A 22,965-nucleotide genomic window follows, 5' to 3' on the forward strand; every position below is an offset into this window, starting at 1 on the left:
CCTGATGTTAATGGTGGATTTGGGTAGGGTTAGGACAACAAAACCAGGACAACAATGTGGTGTAAAGCTTTAATAAAATTGGATGACGTTGAAACATTTGATAAATTTCATTTGGTGAAGTTATGTCAATATCTGGATTCTGCTGTGAAAGTCGCCGGATCAGTTGACTATGGCGAATTAGCAGTTCAGTTGGGTTGAATATGGGGGTTGTGGATGCAATAAAGCCTTCGGCATCAGATGTATAAGCTGATGGGGGAATGCTGGCGATCGCAGCAGAACTTTGACTATCCTCGCTGACTTCAGGGTTTTCTACGGCAAAATTCACCGGAATCTGTATCCAGAATTCTGTGCCTTGACCGGGTTGAGAACGACACTTGAGAAGTCCTCGGTGTCTATCCACAATAATTTGGTGGCTGATGGCCATACCCAAACCAGTTCCCTTACCAATCTCTTTTGTCGTGAAAAATGGATCGTAGATGCGTTGTACAATCTCTTCCGGCATTCCTGGGCCGTTGTCAGCAATGCGAATGATCACCCACTGATTGTCTAGATTTTGGGTGCGAATGGTAATGGTCGGGAGTCTCATTTTTTCTATGTCATTTGTCAATGGTGATTCCTTTGAGACTAATGACTCTTCTAAAGCATCAATGGCATTGGCCAGGATATTCATAAACACTTGGTTTAACTGTCCGGGATAGCACTCAATTGGGGGAAGTTTGGCATAGTCTTTAATAATGGCAATTTCTGGGTGATAGGTAGTCGCTTTGAGGCGATGGCGAAGAATCATCAGCGTCCCGTCAATTCCATCGTGGATGTTGACGGCTGTCATTTGGGCTTCATCGTGACGAGAGAAGTTTTTCAGGGATTTGACAATTTCTACGATGCGATCGCTCCCTAGTTTCATTGAATCTAGCAGTTTGGGCAAATCCTGAATAATAAACTCCAAATCGATATTGTCTAATTCTGATTCCAGTTCTGGAGGAGCTACAGGAAAGCATTTTTGATACTCTAGCAGCAGATGCAATAAGTCTTGTGCATACTCGGAAACACACCGCAAGTTGCCGCAAATAAAGTTAACTGGATTGTTGATTTCATGGGCAACTCCGGCAATAAGTTGTCCCAAGCTGGACATTTTTTCGCTTTGGATTAATTGAGTTTGTGCTAGTTGCAAATCTTGCAGAGCCTGTTGGAGCCTTTCTGTTTGGGCTTTAGCCTGGGCTGTTGCTTGAATGCTTTGCTCATACAGCACAGCTTTTTCAATGGCTACTGCGGTTTGAGAGGCAAAAATACTCACAAGTTTGAGATGTTCGGCTTTATATGCGTCGATTTTGTTTGAGCCAATAGCGATCGCTCCTAGTATCCGTTCTTTGGCTTGCAACGGTACGCAAATTAGTGCATCAACGTTTTTTTCCCCCCATAATCGCGGATCTGCTTGCACATCATTGACGAGTTCTGCACGACCAGATTGCACAATGCTGCCAATAATGCCTTTAGCTGATGCTATTTGACTGTGGTCAAAAAACTTGCCAAATTCGGCAATAATTTCCAAGGTAGTTGCATCAGGGCTTAAGAGCATTAGCACCCCCGCAGATGATTCAATTAATTGACTCATTTCCTGAAGCACGAGTTGGGCAATTTGTCGCGTATCCAAACTCGTCGTTAGTTGAGTCGAGATGTCCTGAAACAAATCAATTTCCTGATATCGCTCTAGTAGTTCTTTCGCTAGTTCTTTTTTCTCGACTTCTTGTTTTGCCAGCAACGAGAGCAAGGTTGCGATTGTGTTTGTCTGTTCTTCTCCAACCACCCAACCGATTTTTTCGCCTGAAACCTCGATGGGATAGCGGTTTTTGCTAGTTTGTTCTCCAATACTAATCAGTTGTGTGCCATCTATCAGTTCAATCTCAATAGCGCTGTTGATTTGGCTGGCTAAGTTCTGAAGCAAAGAGGATAAATCTTTTTTACTCAGAATTTTTCTGAGGCTAACTATGGACATACAACACCTCATCCATAGAAATTTCCTCCGCCCCTGCTACTAAGTTTTTGCTTTGTAGCTGTTGCTGTTGAATATTTTGTTCAAATTGTACATTTTCTGGGAGAATCCTACTTTGAATGGACAACCTCTTGAGAATTTCTAGGCGATCGCGTGTAAATAATTCCATAAACTGTTTGAAGACAATGGGGAATTGGTCAGCATGATGAATACCCAATAAACTAAAGCCCGACCCCCAGAATAAATCTTCCTGGTGATGAGATAGCCAGAAATTAGCACAGTTGCATCAGCGCAACTATCCATTTTTCTCGCTGCTTCGCCACAGGACAAAATTGTCATCACAGTCTAGGGATCTAATCTTGATCAATTAAGACTAGTCTTCCCAGAAATATTAGCCGTATAACTATAAATGGATGTTGGTGATTCTCTCAACGCGTCAAGCTCTGGCCTCATCACCAATGTCTAAGTTTCAATATTTATTAAGCAACTCTATGTTAAATTTATCTGTCCACTGACCAATTGCTTGACTACACTTAGAAATTAGCAACTGCATTGCTGTCCTTAAGCGTAATTATTATGAATTTATCTTTGAAGCAACTGGCTATTTATTTATCTTTACTGTTGGTTGGTGGTGGTGCAGGTCTGTTTGGTAGTCGCTATCTCCTGACGCAAAATCACTCATTTCGAGAGTTAAGAAATGTGACGGCGGCTTTACCTCCAGAATCTGTCACCCCCTTAGCCCCCAGCGGTACTATTGGAGCTACTGGTGGAGATAACGTGAATTTTATCGCCACAGCAGTGCAGAAAGTAGGCCCGGCAGTAGTACGTATTAATGCGACTAGAAAAGTGGCAAATCCTATCTCAGAAGCTTTGAAAAATCCCCTATTACGCCGCTTTTTTGGGGAAGAAGAACAAGCAATTCCCCAGGAGCGAATTGAGCGCGGTACAGGGTCAGGATTTATTTTGAGCGAAAATGGTGAATTGCTGACAAATGCCCACGTTGTAGCTGATACAGATACAGTCCAAGTTACCCTCAAAGATGGTCGAACTTTTGAGGGAAAAGTATTAGGTATTGATACGATTACAGATGTGGCGGTTGTGAAAATTCCCAGTGATAACTTGCCGACGGTGAAACTGGGCAATTCTCAAAATTTGATTCCCGGACAGTGGGCGATCGCTATTGGCAATCCTCTAGGTTTAGATAATACTGTTACCATTGGCATCATTAGCGCTACAGACCGCACTAGCGCTCAAGTTGGTGTCCCAGAGAAACGTGTGAGTTTCATCCAAACTGATGCAGCTATTAACCCAGGTAACTCTGGCGGGCCATTGCTAAATGCCCAAGGTGAAGTAATTGGTGTGAATACAGCCATTCGCGCTGATGCCCAAGGATTAGGTTTTGCCATTCCCATTGAAACCGCCGCCCGTGTTGCCAAAGAACTATTTACTAAAGGGCGGGTTGATCATCCTTTTTTGGGAATCGAAATGGCAGATTTATCTCCCACAAAAAAACAACAAATTAATCTCGAAAACAAGCTCAATATTAAGCAAAATACTGGCGTGGTGATTAAGGGAGTTCTCGATAACTCGCCAGCAAAACGGGCAGGATTGCTCCCTGGAGACGTAATTCAAAAAGTGAACGCAAAGCCCGTTAAAACAGCCGCCCAAGTGCAGAAACTAGTAGAGTCCAGCACAGTTGGAGATATTCTCGTACTTGAAATCAACCGCAGTGGCAAAATACAGAGTTTAAAAGTGCAGTCGGGTATTTATCCCAAAAAATAGTCATCAGTCAATAGTTAATAGTCTCAAGTATTTTTGACTGTTGACTATTGACTATTGACCGTCAGATAAATAATCTAACTGCATTCTTTGTTCCATCTGCCGCAAGAAATACCCCGTCATCATTGCCGATGCTAATAGCCCAGCGAGATTCTCTCGATCTGTGGTAATTTGCACATTGAAGTTTTCTGCGGGAAGCATCCCCACCAGCCCTTGGACGTTTTGGGAAATGATTTGCTTAATTTCGGGGCTGACAGACTGGGCGACACGCGCTAGAACATCAGGAGACTGATGCTGCAAATATTGGAGTAACTGATTGGGGTTTTCCTCAAAGTTCTCGCTTAGAAGTTGATTCGGGTGTTCCTCGGAGTTGTCATTCAAAAAGTCAGGGTCAAACACCATTGGCAGTCTTTTTTAGCTTAGTTGCTAATTCTACTCTAAACCATAGTACAAGGGTAGCGTCTTTTCCACAGGTATGGGTTTTATATCTACCTGAAAGAAGGCAGAGGTGCGGGGATACGGAGATGTAGGGGAGTAGAGGGTATGCAAGCTAGGCAGCAAGTATATTGGGTTACTTAACGCCGTCGTGTGCAACTTTCTCTCAAACCTAACCCCCAACCCCTTCCCTACGAGGGAAGGGGAGCAAGATTCAAAGCCTCTCTCCGGTTCGGGGAGAGGAATGGAAGTGGGGTTTCAAGAATAAGTTGCACATCGCGTTACTTAATAATTTTCACTCAATTTCTAACTCACTCAATAAAGGCTCTGGGACGATATTTGCTAATTTGACTGACTCTAAAAGATTTTGCCAATCTGTTTGCAAAGCAGCATCATTTGGACGTTGACGACGTAACTGTGCGAGGATAGCCAAACTATCGTACCAAATGCCATTGCCTGCATATAAAGCCGCACGTTCTCTTGGCGAAGCTTTCTTTAACTCACTAGTCAACTTTTTGTCAGGAACGATTTGTTTGACAGTTCCAGCCACAGCTTGATCTAAGCTGCGGTCTGAGTTATTGCAAATTACTAAGAATATCCAATCATATTCCCGGCCAACTTCAAGTAATGGTTGATTTTTATCAGCAGGGAAATCAAGGCTAAAAATTCCAGATTTTTGATTAACTTTGTATTTTTGTTGATAAATTACTTCTTTATCAGCATCTTGTACAATCAATTCAAATCCTTGTATAAAAGTTTTCGCAGTTTTGGGAAGATAGAAAAATAATTTTGGCTGTTCAACAGTAGTCAGTACAGGATGATTTTCCGGAACTAACACAGTAGGATTCTTATTTGTGCCTAACAAACAATTTTCTCTTATACCTCCTGTTATCCGCCTCATCCGTTTTCCGTTACCAAAGTGTTGATACTTGATTGGCGCTCCTGGTACTATTTTTGTGCTATCTATGTTTTGCTCTACAGATATAGACTGCGACTGAGCAGGTATTACATTTACAGAAAACAATAATGTTGAAAATAAAATTCTCATTAGAGATTTTTTAACAATTCTTGGCTTCATCAGGATTTCTTACAACGCCTTTTATGAAATGTCAATAAAAAATGTTTTTATTCAGTTTCTAACTCACCCAATAAAGGTTCTGGGACGATATTTGCTAATTTGACTGACTCTAAAAGACTTTGCCAATCTGTTTGTAAAGCAGCATCACTTGGACGCTGACGACGTAACTGCGCGAGGATAGCCAAACTATCGTACCAAATGCCATTGGCTGCATATAAAGCCGCACGTTCTCTTGGCGAAGCTTTTTTTAACTTATTATTCAACTCTTTGTCAGGAACGATTTGTTTGACAGTTCCAGCTACAACTTGATCGTAAGAAGGCTCTGAAAATTGACAAATTACTGCTAAATACCAATGATACTGCTGACCAACTTCGAGTAATTTCTGATTTTTATCAGCAGGTATATCAAGACTAAAAATTCCCGGTTTTTGATTAGCCTTATATTTTTTTCGATAAATTACTTTTTGAGCAGCATCTTCTACAAAAAACTCAAATCCTTGTACAGAGGTTTTGGCAGTTTTAGGAAGATAAAAAAATAGTTTGGGACGCTCAATAGTAGTTAATACAGGATTATTTTCTGGGACTAAAACAGTCAGATGATTTTTACCTCTGCCTCGCAAACAAGTGCTTCCTGCTTGTCCTGGTATGCGGATCATTCGTTTTCCATTACCAAAGTGTTGATACTGGATGGGCGCTCCTAGTACTATCTTTGTGTTATCTATGTTTTGCTCTACAGGCATAGACTGTGACTGAGCAGTGGTTGTATTCATCCACAACAATAATGTTGGAAATAAAACTCCAATCAAAGATTTTGTGACAATTCTGCACTTCATAAAAATCAACTTCAGTTATTCATGGAAAGACTCAAGGCTGAACAGGAAAAATCTCTTTTCTAGCCTCTATTCCCTCACATCTTCTAACTCATCTTCAATAGTTAAATCTAATTCTAGTTGTTGTTCTTGAATATCAAATGGTTGGGGAAGTTGCTCGATTTGGAAGTACTGATGAAATTTGGGTGTTACTTGTAGTGAGTAAGAACGGGATTCGTTATCTCGGCGTTTTTTGACAAAACCCAGTTCGACTAATTCAGGAACGTGTTGATAAACACCTGAGCCACGCAGGTTAATTAAATCACTTTGCAGAATGGGACTATTGAGGGCGATCGCCGCTAAAGTCCGCAATGCGCCTACTCCCAATTCTACCGGAATCAGTGTTTGCACTAAATCTTGAAAATCCGACCTCAGTTGCAGGCTATAACCATCTGTGGTTTCTACAACTTCTAAGGCGCTGTCTCTGCGGGCATAATTATCTATCAGTTCAATTATGCCTTCTTGGGCAGTTGCGCGATCGCAAGCGGCATACTCGGCTATTTCGCTGAGGGATAAGGGTTTACCCTTCAAGTAGAGAATCGCTTCTATCTTAGTTGCTGTCTTGGTCGCGGTGGCTGTTTTCATTGGGTATTAGTCAATGGTCAATGGTCATTAGTCATTAGTCATTAGTCATTAGTCACTTTTAACTGATAACGGATGACTGATAACTGACAATCAACAAGTGTGTGGGATTATACTTTGTTTTGTTGCAAAAGTCAAAAAATAGCTTAATAATTCGTAATTATCAAAAGTGGGGAGTTAAAAAAAGTACTAGTACAGGTCAGCGTAAATAAACAGACCATCTGGAATTGCTAAAAGGCTTGTGATATCACTATTCTTTCTTTTGACTTTTGACTTTTGACTTTTGCCTTGTTGTACTAGCCCCTAGCTCTTTCTCGATGACTCAGGATAAATTCTGCGATCGCTAAATCTTGGGGAGTGGTAACTTTTAAATTTGTCTCCTCACCTTCCACAATCCGAACTTCTATACCGCACTTTTCAAATAAAGCCGCATCGTCTGTCACTTCCCAACCTTGACGTATACCTTCGGCGTGGCACTGTTTCAATAACTGGACATTAAATCCTTGGGGAGTCTGTGCAGCCCACAAATACTTTCGGTCAGGGGTACTTTGAATTATGCCACTGTCATCAACAACTTTAATCGTGTCTTTCACAGGTATGGCAGCAATTAAACCAGCACAATGGCGAATTGCTGCGGCACAAGCATTAAGTAAATTCGGTGTAGCTAAACATCTTGCACCGTCGTGAATTAATACCTGCTCTGCCTCTGGTGGTAACGCTTGCAAACCGTTGTACACCGATTCTTGCCGGGTGGCACCGCCAATAATAAATACCACAGGTTTAGTTAGGGGCAAATCAGCAATGATGTTCTTAAAATCAGGCCAATCACTAGGTTGAGAAATAATTCCCATCCATTTGATAGAACTCGCCGCTTCCGCCGCTAACAAAGTCCAAGCAATAATTGATTTTGAGTGTACTTCAAGAAAAAGTTTATTCCGGTTACTACCCATTCTTTTGCCGACACCAGCAGCAGGAATTAATAAATACACAAAATTCCTCACTTACAAAACTAATGAAAAATAAAGGTTGAAGTAGACACAAAAAGACTTACAGCAGTCTCCAAAGATACAATTTCAGACTTCAGACTTCAGACTTCAGACTTTCGTTAAATATCCAATACCTATATTCCCCTAAAATAAGGAGCGAGTAAGCGTCAATAATTATTATGCGAGTAGTAGCCCTTGTACCTGGCGGAATTGGCGACCAAATTCTCTTCTTTCCGACTCTAGATGATCTGAAGCGTTATTATCCCAACGCCAAAATAGATGTCGTTACGGAACCCCAGTCAAAGGCTGCCTACCAGGTGAGCAAGTCTGTTCACGAGGTACTGACCTTTGATTATAAAGATCGCAACAGTCTAGCAGATTGGGGTAACTTGGTAGGCACAATTCGCGATCGCGAGTATGATGTCGCCATTGCTTTTGGGCAAAGCTGGTTAGTGGGACTGATGCTCTGGTTAACCGGGATTCCCATGCGTGTTGGTTTTCAAGGCAAAGGAGCAGCTTTTCTGACTCATACTGTGCCGTTTAACCCATCTCAGTATGTAGCGGCGGCGTATCACGAGTTGCTCAAACCATTAGGTATGAACACGCCTTTGCCAGAGTTAGCCGTAAATGTGCCAAAACCAGATATTGAATGGTCACAAAATGAACAAAAACGTCTGGGGGTAAATGAAACAGGCTACGTCTTGATTTATGGAGGTGTTGATTCAGCCTTGCGAGCTAAGGGTGCTGATAAAATTTATCCTGTTGAGAATTGGCAGCAGATTATTCAAGAGTTTCACCTGAAGCAGCCAGATATGCCTATAGTTGTGATTCAAGGTGTGGATGATGAAAAGTTTGTGCGATCGCTCCGAGCATCCTGTCCAGAAATTAAGGTGACATCGCCTGATAATGCAGGTAAGTTAACAGCCATGATTGCAGGTGCAAACTTAATGCTGTCTACCGAAAGTGCAGCATTACAGTTGAGTATTGCAGCCCAGACTTATACCATCGCTCTACTTGGCTCCTCAGAGCCAGGGAAGTTGTTACCAAAAAGTGAAAAATTTCTTGCCATTAAATCCCCCACTGGGAAAGTAGCAGATATTTCACCCACAACAGTTTCTGAAAAAATTTGGGGCGGCTGATCCAATTTTGGATTTTAGATTGGGAATCGTCTTCTAAGTCTGAGTTCTGTAAATCTGTTTGTTGCGATCGTTATTTTTATTGCTATCATCAGCAATCATACAGAATAAAGTGGTGTGGTGAAATCTGAGTAACTAGTGTCAGCACCACACCATTTTTATCTATCAAGATTGTCTACTAAATCTAGCAATTAATTCTTCTCGTGATAATTGCATCAGTAAAGGAGTAAATTCGGCTGGTGGTAAGATTAATATTTGTTCAATAATTGCTTGCAACTCATTGTCTACTAAGCCAAAGCGTACTTGTAGTAAATTTTCTACAACCAGACGCTCTCCTTGTTTAATTCCCTCTTGTCGGCCTTCTTGCCGCCCTTCTTGCCGCCCTTCTTGCCGCCCTTCTTGTTTAGCTTGTTCTCTATTTTGTTGATACAACGGTGTCAGTCGCATAATTAATTCCCTATCATCTTCTTCTGGAGTTGGGGATATTACCAAGTTTTGCTGTAAGTTGTACAGCAATTCTAACGTTGCCTTACGAAATGGATGATTTGATGGTAGCGTTTCTAATTCATCAATTGCTTGCTTCTGCACTGTTCCTCGACCAAGAATCCTTAACCATAGAGTTTCTTGAGTACGTGGTAATTGATGAATAGCAACAATCGCTGTTCGCAAGTATTCTGGTAAAAAGTGTACTCCTGATAACCATTCTAATTGTTGAGTTGCACCAAAGCCTGACAGTATTGATGCAGATGCTGTTGGAGTGAGAATCCATAATTTAGGAATTTGCAATTCTTGAATTGGGGTTCTATTCCGGTTTGCTTCTCTTTGGATTTCTCCTCTCACTTCTAGTAGTTTCAAAAGGCAATCACAAATTTCTTCTTTGGATGCTGCATTACGAAACGGTTCAAAAATAGCAGAAGTAACAGCTAATCTTCCTAATAGTCCTAGTAATTCTAAATTTGAGTTCTGTTGTATTGCTGGAGAAAACAAAACATCAATTTCTCGCACTTCTCCGGCTACTCTCCTTGGTGCTTCTACTGTCCCATAAGTTTTCAGGAGTTCTTCTAGATAGTCTTTAGCAAATTGGTCATGAATAAATCGAGTCATTCATTTTTGTTTTTTAAATAGTCAACCAAATAATATTTTGTTTACAGACGAAAGCGAAAACTTCGCCTGTAAACCATTATTTAAAACATTTCAAATAACCCGTCATCTAATTCATAACCCAGCATTTGCGCCATAGATTTGAGCCGTGATGAACTGGGGATTTCTTGTTGTTTTAACCAATCAGTTAAAACAAATATTTTGTGCATTAAAAATATTTCTAATGCTTCAGGATTATATTGAATGCCTTCTTTAGTACTGAATTGATGTGGTACAAGCATGGCAGTGTAACGAGCTAATTCCCCGGCTTTCCAATCTAGTAAAAAAGGTAGCCAGGGATATTTAGCATCTAAGCGAATAAACCATAGTCGTAACTCTGGAACTTCGGAAAGTTCGCGGGGATCTCCAGGGTCGAGAGGATAATCGAGATTAAAGCTTAATTGCTGTTCATAAGAGGCGGCTCCCTCTTTTAGCAGTGGTTCAATTACCGTTAAAGCGGGGGATAAATCTAAGGTGTTAATCGAGTCTGTATTGAGTGCGATCGCAATAGTCATAGTAATTTGTAAATGGTAATTGCTACGTCTATAAAAATTAGGAATGAGAAACTTTACTCAGCACTCAGTATTGTACTCAGTTGTGGTAGCAACGCTGCAAAAGCATTACCACGATGACTAACCGATTTTTTCACCTCTGGTGGCATTTGGGCAAAAGTTAATTGCTTTTCGGGAACGTAGAACACAGGATCATAGCCGAAACCACCATCACCACGGGGTGCATAAAGAATTTCACCTCGACAAATCCCTTCGCATTGTAAAACTATTTCACCATCAGGACGGGCGATCGCTACTGCACAGACAAATTGTGCTTGTCTGTTAGTTTCATCACCTAATTCTCTTAATAACCGAGAAATTCGGTCTGCATCGGTTTTGCCATAACGCGCCGAATATACGCCCGGTACACCATTCAAAGCATCTACCTCTAAGCCAGAGTCATCAGCGATCGCCCATTGTCCTGTAGCTTTAGCAACTTCGGAGGCTTTAAGACAGGCGTTAGCTGCAAATGTATCCCCTGTTTCTTCAATTTCTAGTTCTTCTGGTTTGAGCGTTAATTCCCAACCAGAATCAGCCAGATAAGCTTGCATTTCCCGCAACTTACCTGCATTGCTTGTAGCGACTACGAGTAGTTTGGTCATCATTAATCAATGGTCAATGGTCAATGGTCAATAGTCTATAGTGTTTTCTTACTGAAGATAAACTTTTGCCTTTTTGACTATGGACTCTTGACCCTTGACTAAATTTTACTCTGCCCACTGTCTCGCCCAATCAAGGGTTTGATGTACTTGTTCGATGGTTGCGGCTTCGCAGTAGAGGCGCAAAACTGGTTCAGTACCGCTGAAGCGAATCATTAACCAACTTTTGTCAGCGAGGCGGAATTTATAACCATCGATTGTTTGACAATCAATGACTGCTTTCCCTGCAATTTCTGTTAAGGGTTGAGTTTGCAGTTGTTGCAAAAGACGCGATCGCACTTCCATACTAGCTAAGGGTAAATCGATGCGATCGTAAGCAGAGTTAAAGCCTGTTTGTTGTTGCAAGTCAGAATAATATTCGCTCAAATCTCGCCCAGATTCGACAATCGCTTCTAAGACATACAATGCTGAAAGTAGCGCATCCCGTTCGGGAATGTGGCTACCGTAGCCGATACCACCAGATTCTTCGCCGCCCAAAAGTACTTGGGAGACTAACATTCTATCGGCGATGTATTTGTAACCGACTGGTGTTTCAAACAGTGACAAATTGTGCAGTGCTGCTACAAGGGGAATCAAATCCGAACCGCTGACTGTTTTGATGATTTCACCCGTAAAACCACGTCGCAAAGTTAAATGGTCAATTAATATCGGGATTAATATCTGCGAACTTAAGAAGTTAGCGTCTTGATCTACCGCAGCAATGCGATCGCAGTCTCCATCAAATACTAAACCAACAGTTAAACCAGATTGATTGGTTTGTTTGTGACTTTTGATGACTTCAAATAAGCCAGAAAGATATTTAGGTAATGGTTCCGGCGCACCACCACCAAATAAGGGGTCGCGGTTGCTGTTGATTTCTTTGACTTGATCACCTAATAATCTTGCTAGTCCGCCTGCTGCTGCACCGTGCATCACATCAGCGAATACTGTCAGCTTACCAGAGGCGATCGCTTCTCGAATTTTGGCAATATCAACTTTACCTTCTAGCCCTGTGGTGTAACTAGGCCAGGGGTCAAACTTCTCTAACTTCCCAGGAGTAGCTGCTTTTGGCACTCCCTCAGATAATAATGCTTCTATATCTTTAGTAACTTCTGGTGATACCGAACCACCAAAATATCCTTTGACTTTTAAACCTAAATATGAGCCAGGATTATGACTAGCTGTAATCACCAACGCCCCCAAAGCATTGAGTTGTTTAGCAGCCCAGCTAAAAGCCGGAGTTGGGGCGAATGATTCACTCAGCAAAACATCAAATCCGACGGCGGTAACAGCATCAGCAACAGCACGAGCGAAGTCTTCCGCCATAAATCGGCGATCATAACCGACTATGATAGTCCGGCTACCAACTGTAGAGAAATAAGTATCATATAAGACTTTAGCGGCTACTGGCGCTACCAGAGCAAGACGTTCAAAGGTGAATTCTTCACCAATTACGCCTCGCCAGCCATCTGTACCAAATTTGATTGCGTTAGCTACAACTGGCATTGGGATATCCTAACTGTCCATCTGAGGATTTTAGCACTTGTTCAGTAAATCGAGTAAAAAAAGAGTCTATTTACTAGTGTTGATTGCTGAGATGACAAAAATCCGTGGCGATGAATTAATAACAATCTGCATTCATTCACCAGCTTTTTTCTAAAGCAACATCTTCTTCACAGAGATAGGAAAGCTCAATTCCCATCAAGTCTAAAATTTTGAGTAATTCTGCTGGTTCTAGCTGCATTACTTCCGCAGCTTTTTTTAAGCTAATTACTTTAGCAGTTAAAGCACCGAGTAAAAAAAGAAAGTGTTCTTTCTATTCGATATTCTGAAATAACTGAATTTCGGAAGCGATGCCTGCGGCGGGCTACGCCTACGCTTGAGTTAATTCTTGATTCATCGGTAAGTTTTCACTAATTCATCTTAATAGCTTTAATTGTCATTTTCTAATCTTTTGAGTACTTGCTTCAACTCGTCCAAATTTTGAGCAATGAGGATAGAACGTTGAATTGCCTTGAGTTCTTCAATATCAGATATTTGAGAGATTTTTGGCATGAAATTCAATCCTTCATTGCCAAATTTTACTTCTAGAGTTAATTCGATGCTGGATAGCCTATCGTCTCGCAGAATTTCTTGATACCAAGGCGAAGAACGTAATACTGTCATATCCCACCTCATAATTTGTTGGACTAAAGCACTATCTAATACAAACGTAGCAAAAAACGCCAAGACAGTTTCGAGTTGATTTAATTGTTCATCTCTTTGTAATAAACGCAATGCTTCTCGAATTGTAGACTCGTTTTGACCACCTTTAAGAATTGGCACAAATGGAAGTAATGAGGGTAAAGGTTGTTCAAAGGCAATGCTAACATCTACTTCCCAGAGGTTAATAACGCGGTAATCTTGCCGTACTTGTAACCCAGCAATATTAGACTCGTATTTTGTAGGTATTTCTACATCACTGTTTTTGAGAATATTGATGAGTACAGGATAAGTAGGTAATTTATATTTTTCTTCTGCTAACCCTGCATACGCCCGCATCCTTCGTGGCATTTCGGGGCTATAAGCTGTTAAGCATTTAATTTGCACATTGAGGCCGCAGGGGAGCAGGGAGCAGGGAGCAGGGGAGAGGGTTTGCAGCTTTTATTACCATGAACATGGTGCAACTTAAATGACGATTAGCTTAGCGCAATTGCAATTCATTGAGGACGAGAAATTTCCCATACTCCTGACTTTCGGCGCGGATCAGTACATCACTTTCTCTACTAATCCACTGAAATTCAGAATTGAGGATTTCTCCAGCAACGATATCAGGAATTTGTGTTACCCATTTTACCCAATTGTTAGGTGCAAGGCTAATTAGGCGTTTGGTGCTAATATCGGCTTGTTTTGACATAGAAATTACAGATGCACTATAAATGTGCAACTTATGATACTGGATTTAGTTGAGTAATGTTTTGCTATATTGCTGATGATTCTCTAATTTAAGTAAAAGAATCGCCTTCAAAACACCATCATTCCACCTGCAAACACAAAACTTCGAGTAAAAAGCTCAAGCGATCGCCCTCAAAACACCATCATTCCGCCTCAGAACAGGAACATTCTCGTTTGAAACTGAAACGTTCTCCCTTGAAACAGAAACGTTCTTGTTTAGAACTCAAACATTCTCGTTTGGAACAGGAACATCCTCACTGGAAACACGAAATTTCGAGTTCAAAACAGAAGCATTCTCGCTTGAAACAAGAATGTTCTCAACCAAAACAAGAAAATTCTCATTTCAAACAAAACTCTTGCATTCTCCTCTGCGCTTTGCGCCTCTGCGTGAGATAAAACAAAGAAATAAAAATCAAAATTACTGTTGTGATTTCAAAAAGTCGCGTAAATCTGTTAAACTTTCACGTACAGCCACAGTATGAGGATGATTCGCTCCTAACTGTCGCTCAAGAATATCTAATGCTTGCATGTACAACGGTTTAGCTTCACTGTATTTGCCTTGGGAGTCGTAGAGTGCCGCCAGGTTGCTGAGACTAAGTGCGACATCTGGATGTTTTTCACCCAGCAGTTGCCGCGTGAGTGCCAAAGCTTGGATGGAAAGGGGTTCGGCTTCACTGTATCTGCCTTGGGAGTTGTAGAGTGCCGCCAGGTTGTTGAGACTAAGTGCGACATCTGGATGTTCTTCACCCAGCAATTGCCGCCTGAGTGCCAAAGCTTGGATGTAAAGGGGTTCGGCTTCGCTGTATCTGCCTTGGCGGTAGTAGAGTACCGCCAGGTTGTTGAGACTAAGTGCGACATCTGGATGTTCTTCACCCAGCAGTTGCCGCGTGAGTGCTAAAGCTTGGATGGAAAGGGGTTCGGCTTCGCTGTATCTGCCTTGGGAGTTGTAGAGTACCGCCAGGTTGTTGAGACTAAGTGCGACATCTGGATGTTCTTCACCCAGCAGTTGCCGCGTGAGTGCCAAAACTTGGATGAAAAGGGGTTCGGCTTCACTGTATCTGCCTTGGCGGTAGTAGAGTAACCCCAGGTTGTTGAGACTAAGTGCGACATCTGGATGTTTTTCACCCAGCAGTTGCCGCGTGAGTGCCAAAACTTGGATGGAAAGGGGTTCGGCTTCACTGTATCTGCCTTGGGAGTTGTAGAGTACCGCCAGGTTGTTGAGACTAAGTGCGACATCTGGATGTTTTTCACCCAGCAGTTTCCGCGTGAGTGCCAAAGCTTGGATGTAAAGGGGTTCGGCTTCACTGTATCTGCCTTGGCGGTAGTAGAGTAACCCCAGGTTACTGAGACTTACTGCGACATCTGGATGTTCTTCTCCCAGCAGTTGCCGCCTGAGTGCTAAAGCTTGGATGGAAAGGGTTTCGGCTTTGCTGTATCTGCCTTGGCAACTGTAAAATCCCGCAAGGTTACTGAGACTTTCTGCGACATCTGGATGTTCTTCTCCCAGAAGCTTGCGCCTGAGTGCTAAAGCTTGGATGTAAAGGGGTTCGGCTTCGCTGTATCTGCCTTGGGAGTCGTAGAGATAGGCTAGGTTGTTGAGACTTTCTGCGACATCTGGATGTTCTTCACCTAAGCGTTTTTTGGTGACTTCTAAGCATTGTTTAAACCAAGGTAAAGCTTGGTTATATAAACCTTGACCATTGTAAAATTTAGCATTACCGATGAAAGGCCTAATTAAATCTTCATCGCTAACGTATTGAATGAGATGATTCGCTACTTCTGCTATGTGAGATATGGCGGGGGACAGGGCGGCGATTTGCTCAAGAATGGGAATTTCAGGAATATCTTTAGCAACTGCTACCATTACCTCGCAAAACGATCGCTTAAATTCCTCTTTCTGCTCTAAGCCTTCGAGCTTATCTTGAAAAAACTCCCGCAATAGGGGATGTAGTTGATAAATTCCATCACCCTTGGACTGAACTAGATGTAACTGTAACAACTCACGTCTAGCTTGCTTCCAATTTTGCGCCTCATTATTTATTGTTATCCCCTCCACTAACTCCCAAGGAATTGGAGCTAAAGCAAATAAACTCAAAACACAGCCTAAATTTTGAGCATTTTCTCGCAAACGCCGCCAACTTAATTCAAAAGCAGCAGCAACACCCAATTCAGTCTTCATTTCTTGTGGAACTTCGACTAAAGCCGGATTTTTCAGACGCTCATTTTCCAAGTCTTGCAGCATATCCGCTAAAGATACTTCCTCATCGCCTAACAAATAACGCCCGACTAATTCTAAACCCAGGGGCAAATATCCCAGCCATTTACAAAGTCTTCTCGCAACTAACGACTCACGTCGCAGTCTTTCCCTACCAACTATAGATTTTAATAACTGCATCGCAGCTAGTGGTGTCAGCACATCTAAATCTAAACGCACTATCAGCGGTTGTAATTTCTCCCGCGTGGTAATTAACTGCTTAAACCGAGCCGGAACAGACTCTAAATAACACCTAACTTCATCTCGATAGTTAGTGACGTTATCAATTACCAGTAAAACCTCACCTTCAGGCCATTTTGTGAGACAGTATTGCACTCTCCCAGCTAAATCTAAATCATCTGGGATGTTCAATTGCAGCTTATTCATTGCAAACTGCACCAGTTGTAACCCCACATCCTGCACTGCGGATAACCAGCAAATCCCGCCTTGATAAGTAACACGGTGCGAATTGGCGTATTGCAAAGCGAGTTCTGTTTTCCCGACTCCACCCATCCCCGCAATCGCTGCAATGGCTACCTGTTGATTTGACTGCAACAACTGATGGAGTTCTTGCAATTTCGCTTCACGTCCGACAAACTCCACCACCCCACTGAAGGGAATATTTTCGTAACGGGTAGGCGCGGGTTGCGTTTTTTTACCTTTCTCACGTTGCACGCCGGGTAATTCTTCTCGTCGGCGTTGCCATTCTGCATCAAATTTCTGCAAATTTCCGTCTTTGTCGCTTCTATCATGCCAAAGCTTCAGCTGAAAGTGCCAATCTGCTGAACCTTTCGGATGTTCGCGCAAATGTTTAAAAATACCTAAAAAATCTTTCAGTGCATTTAATGAGTCTCGGACTTGTTCTTTGCTTAAACCGCTAAGTTCCGCCAGCACTCTTAGCTGTGTTCTGACTATTACTTGCTGCGGCGTTTCCCAGTTAAGGGCAATTTTATAAAGTTCAGCGTCTTCTAACTCGTCATTGGCATAAGCCAAAAGCTTCTCTAACAGCTTTCTTACCCGCGCTTTGATTACATCACCATAGCTATCATGCGCCATTGCTGATTTTTGCCCAAATTTGCGACAAAGTTTCGGGATTCCCCAAACTTAATCTAGCATCCCCAAACTCGAACCTCAGCAGATTCACGCATTACAGCAAACAGACAATAGCTTTTGCTTTCCTGTACTACCCCAAATTTACCTTTGCTTCAGCGTTTGAGGCAAAGTAAATGACAGCTAAGAAACTAATAGCGATCGCATTTTTTCTGATTCCCCTAATTGCTGACTTGTTCATCCCAGGTTCAGGACTGGTGATTGAACTTGCATTATTAATTTGGGAATTGCTGCAAACAGAAGAAGATGATTTAAAGCGATCCCTCTAAATTTATCATTTAGACTTAGATCCCCGACTTCTTCAAGAAGTCGGGGATCTGGAGATGTTAGGCGATCGCGCTGATAAAAATTAATAATCCTTAATAGCCTGCACTACTAAGGATTTCTCAAAAATAATAATACTCACAATCCAAACCGTCTCTTAAAAATCATCTAAGAACTGACTGAGACGACTAATAACAGGGTCAACATCTTCAGGAGGTGTAGCAGCGTAGGTAGTGTTAACCATTTCCATGACTGGGACTGTTGACACTACAGGCGCTGGCGCTGGTGAAGTTGGAGGCTGATGGTGAATAATCGGCGGTCGCTCTGTCACCAAAATGGCTAGATGCGCCATTTGTTGCGTGAGTTGCACAATATGGCGTTCCATCGCCTCCAAACGATTCGATTCCTTAGCGAAAAAACGTTCCTCTAGGTCAGCCACTTGGCGTTGCAGTTCATCGATTTTCTGTTCAACCGACTCTGCGGCTATTGGTTTGGAAGCAGGTTTGACAGCTTCCGGGACACATAAAAATTGCCATAGGGCTTCTTTACAGAGGTCGCTAAAAGACTTTTCTGGTTGAGGCTCTAAATGGCTTTCCACCAGTGACAACAAGCTTTCGTCTGCAACTTCTGGGTTGAACGTGACCGATTTAACTACTTTTTTTGACCATTGGAACATTGGCTTTAAGACCTAGCAGCGCGAACGGCGGATAATTGCGCCTCTCCATAAATATACTGCCCCAAGGCGTTAGCTTGGCGAGATGGTGCAGCTAAATGAGCGTTGATTTTGGCATCTTTTAACAGACGTTGCACATCTTCCCAGAAGAATTCGCCGCCGCCACCAGTGATAATCACATCAGTCACACGCTCAGGGAGCCAAGCAAGGACACGGCTGCAAATGTCACGAGAAAACATTTCAATCAGGTTGGGGAGAAAATCATCAAGGTTAGCGGGCTTACTAGAGCCTTTGGGACGATAAAAACGCTCTCCCTTGGGTTTGTTCACAGCAGAAATGAGCGCCAGAGATTGGCTGTCTGCGCCTTCAATTTCTTTAGCTACCATTTCGTAGAATTTGCTCATCCCGAAGTCTTCGCTCTTAGAAGCTCCTCGTGCGAAGCGGAAATTATCTACCATCAACAAATCGATTGTTTGATGCCCAATATCCACAATAGCTGCCGACACTTTGGTAAAGTCGGGGCTACCAGGGCCTTTTTTAGGTTGAGCTTCACACCACAGAAGACTACCGTAGCCTTCAGGCATTACCCAAACTTTATTGATATTTAGAGAGACTGTTTCACCTCTAAAGTTCATTATGTGCGGGCCAGTCAGCTGACTGATGATTTGAGCCTTTTCTTTTTCAAACTGCTCTAAGGAGAGGAAAGGTAAACCCAACACAATGGAAATTTCGTCTTTTAGCTTGAAATAGCCAGCACAAGCCAAAACTTTAGCCAGTGCATCTTCTACCTTAGATTTACCAACTCCGAGATTTGCGCCAAAGTCGGCGGCTAGTTGACCGATAGCGAAGCCACTGCCTTGGTATTCCATCCACAAATCCATTAAAGGATCAGTAGCACGGGCTTCAAAAATCCCGCCCCGGACTTCCTCCATTGACATTTGTTTGACATTGGCGGGGATGAAAACCACATTACCGGGTTCGCGGCTAACAGAAGTCTTGGTAGAAGTTCTGCCTAAGTCCACACTGAGAATTGATTTGCCAGAACCGCCATTAGTTTTAGCAGTAGTAGCAGTATTAATTGGGGTAGATGCTGAAACCCTGTTGAGAGGGATAGCAGCAGCATTCATTGGGGTAGCGGCGGAAGGTTGGTCTGTCATGAAAGCTCCTAGTCCTTTCTTAACTGTCAAAATTTAACTTGCTCATCTTACATACAAACATGCGAGATACCAGAAATTCTAGGTTTCGTCAAGTGTAGCTACGAATACGCCTAATGCTGAGTTAGGCGATCGCAAATTCAGCATTATTTGGCATAGTGTAGGCGAATTTTTACCAGATGTAACCCCCCAACTTTAAAACAACTTTAAATTAGGGTTGTGTATTTTAGTGTCTAGTCTTTTTTCGCCTACGCTTGAGTACCCAGACCACAAATGCCAAAACCAAGCTCCCAAGCACAATTTTTGATACTGGCGCAAGGTACTTGTCCACAAGTTCATACTGGCTACCCAACACGTATCCTGAGTATGTTAACAAACCTACCCAGGCAGCACTACCCAAGGTTGTATAAAATAAAAATGGTAGCAAAGGCATATTGCTAATGCCTGCCGGTACGGAAATCAAAGTACGGACTCCCGGTACAAGACGACCAATTAACACTGCTTTGCTACCTTGAGAATCAAACCAGTGCTTTGCTTTGGTAATATCTTTGCTGGATATGGTTAACCACTTGCCGTACTGATCAGCCCACCTTTTTAAGCGCTGTTCGCCCAAAAACTTACCAGGATAGTACCATACAAGTGCGCCAGCTACAGAACCGACAACTCCGGCAAAAAAGACCCCAAAAAAATTTAACTTGTCTGGATTTGCTCTAGCGGTAAATCCCGCCAAGGGCATAATCAATTCTGAGGGAATGGGGGGAAATAAGTTCTCTACGAACATTAACAGCGCAATGCCTACGTAACCCAAGGAACTGATAGTATTAGTAATCCATTCAAGCATTGAGTCTATTCCTAAAATTGCTGCACAAGTTTAATTGCCTAATCTAGGGTTAATCTTCTTAAAACTTTACTGATAATCAGTACACACTGGGAATAAAATCAGCAAGATTGTTTCCGCGATCGCCACGTTGAAAAGCACGGAAGCAGGAAGAGAATAAATCCTCCTTCAATCCGGTTTTAGTTCCCAACACTAGGAAAATCAATTTCCCCTACTATCACCTATCACCTGTCATCACCGCCAAATTTTAGGGGCGCAATTATTACGCCCCTAAACATTTTATGTATTCAATTGAGCAGAACTGTTAGATTGTGGAAGTTAAAGATTGGACTCTGGATTCAGATTCCCAATCTAATGGGTTAAAAACTCTCTCTTCTAAAGCCATTTGCTCAATTAAACTGGCTAATCTGAGGGCTTTGAGAGCTTGTTCACCACCAACGGAAGGTTGATTTCCCCCGTGGACACAATTGACAAAATGCTCTAACTCTGCGCTTAAAGGTTGAATATTGGTGGTGTAGACTTTTTCAATCAAACCGTCTTGTCTGTAAAGTAACTGACGATTGTCAGTTAAATTGGTGGTTGTTTGTCGATGAACCAGAATTTCGTTCTTGAGAAAGTCTGCTTCTGTAAAGGAGTTTTTGCAATGAGCAACAATGCGCCGAATTTTTTTGTGAGTGACTTTGCTGGCTGTGAGAGTAGCAACAATGCCATTGGCAAATCCCAGGGTGGCTGTCACGTAATCTAAATAACCAGAGTCTAAAGCACGCGTACCGCTTGCTGTCAGTTTGACCACTGGGGAGGCGGCTAATTCTAGCATTAAGTCAATGTCGTGGATCATTAAATCCAATACGACGGAAACATCATTGGCCCGATCTGAGTAAGGACTCATCCGGTGAGCTTCCAGCGCCAGCAATTCTTCAGTTTTCAGGACTTTGCTTAATTCCCGAAATGCAGGATTGAAGCGCTCAATATGACCTACTTGTAAAATGCACCCAGATTCAGCGGCTGCATTGACTAGAGATTCTGCTTCCGAAATACTAGCAGCGATCGGCTTTTCAATTAAAACGTTAATTCCAGCTAGTAGACAATTAATGCCGACAGCATAATGTAGGCGAGTAGGTACGGCGATGCACACTGCTTCCACATGGGGTAGCAAGTCACAATAATCTTCAAAAAAACGCACCTTGTATTTGCTGGCGGTTTCTAAGCCTCGTTCAACATTGATATCTGCCACACCGATTAGTTCAACATCTTTCATTGAACTCAATACGCGGGCATGATGTTGTCCCATGTTACCCACCCCGATTACGCCTACGCGAATCGGTCTTGGTTGATTGCGCTGTGTGTATGAATTTGATTCTGCCACTGACATGCTATTTTGCACTATTGTTCTCTCCTCAACCACCAAATTTAGAGACGCTGCGGCCGTTGGCATTTATACTGAACAGCCAGGTATGATCCGTCTAAAACCATCCAGATGGTAACATAGAGGCTCTGTTTATGAAGAATTTCAAAGTTTGCGATAGTTCCCGCAATCTGGCTGTCTTTTTTTATGTTCAGTTTTAAATCAATCAGTTTTTTGCTCTTTGCACAATAGCTAATGTGTTTTTTTATTAACTTTAAACATAAACTAAATTGTAGGTGAAAATTTATCAATCTCAGTTAGGCATTTGTTTAGCAGTAGATTTACCAACTTAAAACGTTGTAAATAAATAATTTTTTTGTCGGCAAACCTACAAAAAAAGCGACAATCATACCGAGATAATAGTCCAGTTTATAAACTGGTACAGTATGTAAGAAAAAAGATGAGTGAGGCTGATTTGTAATTTTTTAATATGATGATTTGGCAAGTTAAAATCTAAAAATTTGGCAGCCGAGATGAAAGCCGTAATTTTGTTGTCTGGGGGATTAGACTCTTCTACTGTACTGTATCAAGCCAAGGCTGATGGTTGTGAATGTTACGCAATTTCTTTTGATTACCAACAGCGACATCGCCGAGAGTTAAACTCAGCTAGGCACGTAGCGCAAACAGCACAGGTAGTAGAACATCAGGTAGTCAATTTTGACTTACGACAATGGGGTGGTTCAGCACTGACTGATGACAAAATCGATTTGCCCCAAGAACGTTCTTTGGCTGAAATGTCGCAAAATATTCCTGTAACTTATGTACCTGCCCGGAATACGATATTTTTAAGCTTTGCCTTGGGCTATGCAGAAGCGATCGCCGCTGAAAGAGTTTACATCGGTGTGAATGCCTTAGATTATTCCGGTTATCCTGATTGCCGCCCAGACTACATCCAAGCAATGCAGGAAGTGTTTCGCCTCGGAACCAAGCAAGGCCGAGAAGGCCACCCAACTGCGATTGTCGCCCCTTTAGTGAATCTGAAAAAAACTGAAATTATCCAGCTTGGTAATACTTTAGGTGTTCCTTGGGATTTAACTTGGTCTTGTTATAGCGGCGGTGATGTGGCTTGCGGAGTTTGTGATTCTTGTCGCTTACGCTTGGCAGCTTTTGATGAATTAGGATTAAAAGATCCACTTCCTTATGCTTAGA

Annotated in this window: 23 protein-coding genes and 1 pseudogene; 5 read left to right on the forward strand and 19 right to left on the reverse strand. The window is 42.3% G+C overall.

Translation table 11 applies throughout. The features are described from left to right. Positions 1 to 7 precede the first annotated feature (7 nt). Genes AC504W_RS06620 through AC504W_RS06630 form a run of 3 tightly spaced genes read right to left on the reverse strand, consistent with a single transcriptional unit; the run spans position 8 to position 2,293 of the window. Complete coding sequence (locus AC504W_RS06620) at positions 8 to 1,993, reverse strand: GAF domain-containing sensor histidine kinase (RefSeq protein WP_494876902.1); 1,986 nt, start codon at positions 1,991 to 1,993, stop codon at positions 8 to 10. Then, a complete protein-coding gene (locus AC504W_RS06625) occupies positions 1,980 to 2,159 on the reverse strand; it encodes a hypothetical protein (RefSeq protein ID WP_494876903.1) in 180 nt (59 codons plus the stop codon). Before AC504W_RS06625 ends, AC504W_RS06620 begins: the two co-directional genes overlap by 14 nt. Beyond that, positions 2,132 to 2,293 (reverse strand): hypothetical protein, encoded by a 162-nt coding sequence (locus tag AC504W_RS06630; protein ID WP_494876904.1) that lies wholly within the window; start codon positions 2,291 to 2,293, stop codon positions 2,132 to 2,134. Before AC504W_RS06630 ends, AC504W_RS06625 begins: the two co-directional genes overlap by 28 nt. A 273-nt stretch (positions 2,294 to 2,566) precedes the next feature. On the opposite strand from AC504W_RS06630, the gene AC504W_RS06635 reads away from it, so the two are divergent. Beyond that, positions 2,567 to 3,772, forward strand: a complete 1,206-nt coding sequence (locus AC504W_RS06635) for an HhoA/HhoB/HtrA family serine endopeptidase (protein ID WP_494876905.1) — start codon at positions 2,567 to 2,569, stop codon at positions 3,770 to 3,772. Positions 3,773 to 3,823: 51 nt separating this feature from the next. On the opposite strand, the gene AC504W_RS06640 is transcribed toward AC504W_RS06635, so the two are convergent. The 5 genes from AC504W_RS06640 to ispD form a co-directional block, all read right to left on the reverse strand. Next, entirely contained in the window at positions 3,824 to 4,171 is a 348-nt protein-coding gene (locus tag AC504W_RS06640; protein ID WP_096582808.1) for a DUF760 domain-containing protein, read from the reverse strand. A 328-nt stretch (positions 4,172 to 4,499) separates the two neighbouring features. Then, entirely contained in the window at positions 4,500 to 5,252 is a 753-nt protein-coding gene (locus tag AC504W_RS06645; protein WP_494876906.1) for a DUF928 domain-containing protein, read from the reverse strand. A gap of 77 nt (positions 5,253 to 5,329) precedes the next feature. Further along, positions 5,330 to 6,115: a DUF928 domain-containing protein gene (locus AC504W_RS06650; protein WP_494876907.1), complete on the reverse strand. Its 786-nt coding sequence runs from the start codon at positions 6,113 to 6,115 to the stop codon at positions 5,330 to 5,332. Positions 6,116 to 6,181: 66 nt separating this feature from the next. Further along, positions 6,182 to 6,736, reverse strand: coding sequence for an SMC-Scp complex subunit ScpB (gene scpB / locus AC504W_RS06655; protein ID WP_494876908.1), 555 nt, complete (start codon positions 6,734 to 6,736; stop codon positions 6,182 to 6,184). Positions 6,737 to 7,029: 293 nt separating this feature from the next. Then, entirely contained in the window at positions 7,030 to 7,722 is a 693-nt protein-coding gene (gene ispD, locus AC504W_RS06660) for a 2-C-methyl-D-erythritol 4-phosphate cytidylyltransferase (RefSeq protein ID WP_494876909.1), read from the reverse strand. Positions 7,723 to 7,898: 176 nt separating this feature from the next. Between ispD and AC504W_RS06665 the strand changes: the two genes are divergently transcribed. After that, positions 7,899 to 8,858 carry a glycosyltransferase family 9 protein gene (locus AC504W_RS06665; RefSeq protein WP_494876910.1) on the forward strand — a complete coding sequence of 320 codons (960 nt, stop codon included), beginning with the start codon at positions 7,899 to 7,901 and terminating at the stop codon, positions 8,856 to 8,858. Positions 8,859 to 9,020: 162 nt separating this feature from the next. Here AC504W_RS06665 and AC504W_RS06670 read toward each other — a convergent pair whose 3' ends face one another. The 6 genes and pseudogenes from AC504W_RS06670 to AC504W_RS06695 form a co-directional block, all read right to left on the reverse strand. Then, a complete protein-coding gene (locus AC504W_RS06670; RefSeq protein ID WP_494876912.1) occupies positions 9,021 to 9,959 on the reverse strand; it encodes an RpnC/YadD family protein in 939 nt (312 codons plus the stop codon). An 80-nt stretch (positions 9,960 to 10,039) separates the two neighbouring features. After that, a complete protein-coding gene (locus AC504W_RS06675) occupies positions 10,040 to 10,510 on the reverse strand; it encodes a CRR6 family NdhI maturation factor (protein WP_494876913.1) in 471 nt (156 codons plus the stop codon). 53 nt (positions 10,511 to 10,563) lie between these two features. After that, a complete protein-coding gene (gene rdgB, locus AC504W_RS06680; RefSeq protein WP_494878591.1) occupies positions 10,564 to 11,148 on the reverse strand; it encodes an RdgB/HAM1 family non-canonical purine NTP pyrophosphatase in 585 nt (194 codons plus the stop codon). A 105-nt stretch (positions 11,149 to 11,253) separates the two neighbouring features. Beyond that, a complete protein-coding gene (locus AC504W_RS06685; RefSeq protein ID WP_494876914.1) occupies positions 11,254 to 12,690 on the reverse strand; it encodes a phosphoglucomutase/phosphomannomutase family protein in 1,437 nt (478 codons plus the stop codon). 426 nt (positions 12,691 to 13,116) lie between these two features. After that, entirely contained in the window at positions 13,117 to 13,737 is a 621-nt protein-coding gene (locus tag AC504W_RS06690) for an RpnC/YadD family protein (RefSeq protein ID WP_494878593.1), read from the reverse strand. Positions 13,738 to 13,870: 133 nt separating this feature from the next. Further along, positions 13,871 to 14,080: pseudogene (locus AC504W_RS06695) on the reverse strand (transposase); the annotation flags it as partial. 212 nt (positions 14,081 to 14,292) lie between these two features. Here AC504W_RS06695 and AC504W_RS06700 point away from each other — a divergent pair. After that, a complete protein-coding gene (locus AC504W_RS06700; RefSeq protein WP_494876916.1) occupies positions 14,293 to 14,514 on the forward strand; it encodes a hypothetical protein in 222 nt (73 codons plus the stop codon). A gap of 22 nt (positions 14,515 to 14,536) precedes the next feature. Here AC504W_RS06700 and AC504W_RS06705 read toward each other — a convergent pair whose 3' ends face one another. Beyond that, complete coding sequence (locus AC504W_RS06705) at positions 14,537 to 17,428, reverse strand: tetratricopeptide repeat protein (RefSeq protein WP_494876917.1); 2,892 nt, start codon at positions 17,426 to 17,428, stop codon at positions 14,537 to 14,539. 170 nt (positions 17,429 to 17,598) lie between these two features. On the opposite strand from AC504W_RS06705, the gene AC504W_RS06710 reads away from it, so the two are divergent. Beyond that, positions 17,599 to 17,751 (forward strand): hypothetical protein, encoded by a 153-nt coding sequence (locus tag AC504W_RS06710; protein WP_494876919.1) that lies wholly within the window; start codon positions 17,599 to 17,601, stop codon positions 17,749 to 17,751. Between the two features lie 152 nt (positions 17,752 to 17,903). Here AC504W_RS06710 and fcmC read toward each other — a convergent pair whose 3' ends face one another. From fcmC to AC504W_RS06730, 4 genes are all read right to left on the reverse strand, one after another. Continuing rightward, positions 17,904 to 18,422, reverse strand: a complete 519-nt coding sequence (fcmC, locus tag AC504W_RS06715; protein ID WP_103126536.1) for a filament morphology membrane protein FcmC — start codon at positions 18,420 to 18,422, stop codon at positions 17,904 to 17,906. Positions 18,423 to 18,427: 5 nt separating this feature from the next. Then, the gene (fcmB, locus tag AC504W_RS06720; protein ID WP_096582781.1) at positions 18,428 to 19,576 is read right to left on the reverse strand and encodes a filament morphology actin-like protein FcmB; all 1,149 of its coding nucleotides are present in this window, start codon (positions 19,574 to 19,576) and stop codon (positions 18,428 to 18,430) included. A 223-nt stretch (positions 19,577 to 19,799) separates the two neighbouring features. Continuing rightward, positions 19,800 to 20,414, reverse strand: coding sequence for a DedA family protein (locus AC504W_RS06725; RefSeq protein ID WP_096582779.1), 615 nt, complete (start codon positions 20,412 to 20,414; stop codon positions 19,800 to 19,802). Positions 20,415 to 20,715: 301 nt separating this feature from the next. Further along, positions 20,716 to 21,795 (reverse strand): Gfo/Idh/MocA family oxidoreductase, encoded by a 1,080-nt coding sequence (locus AC504W_RS06730; protein WP_494876922.1) that lies wholly within the window; start codon positions 21,793 to 21,795, stop codon positions 20,716 to 20,718. A 494-nt stretch (positions 21,796 to 22,289) separates the two neighbouring features. Between AC504W_RS06730 and queC the strand changes: the two genes are divergently transcribed. After that, positions 22,290 to 22,964 carry a 7-cyano-7-deazaguanine synthase QueC gene (queC, locus tag AC504W_RS06735; protein WP_494876924.1) on the forward strand — a complete coding sequence of 225 codons (675 nt, stop codon included), beginning with the start codon at positions 22,290 to 22,292 and terminating at the stop codon, positions 22,962 to 22,964. Position 22,965: the final 1 nt, after the last annotated feature.

Source organism: Nostoc sp. C96, from assembly GCF_059384975.1.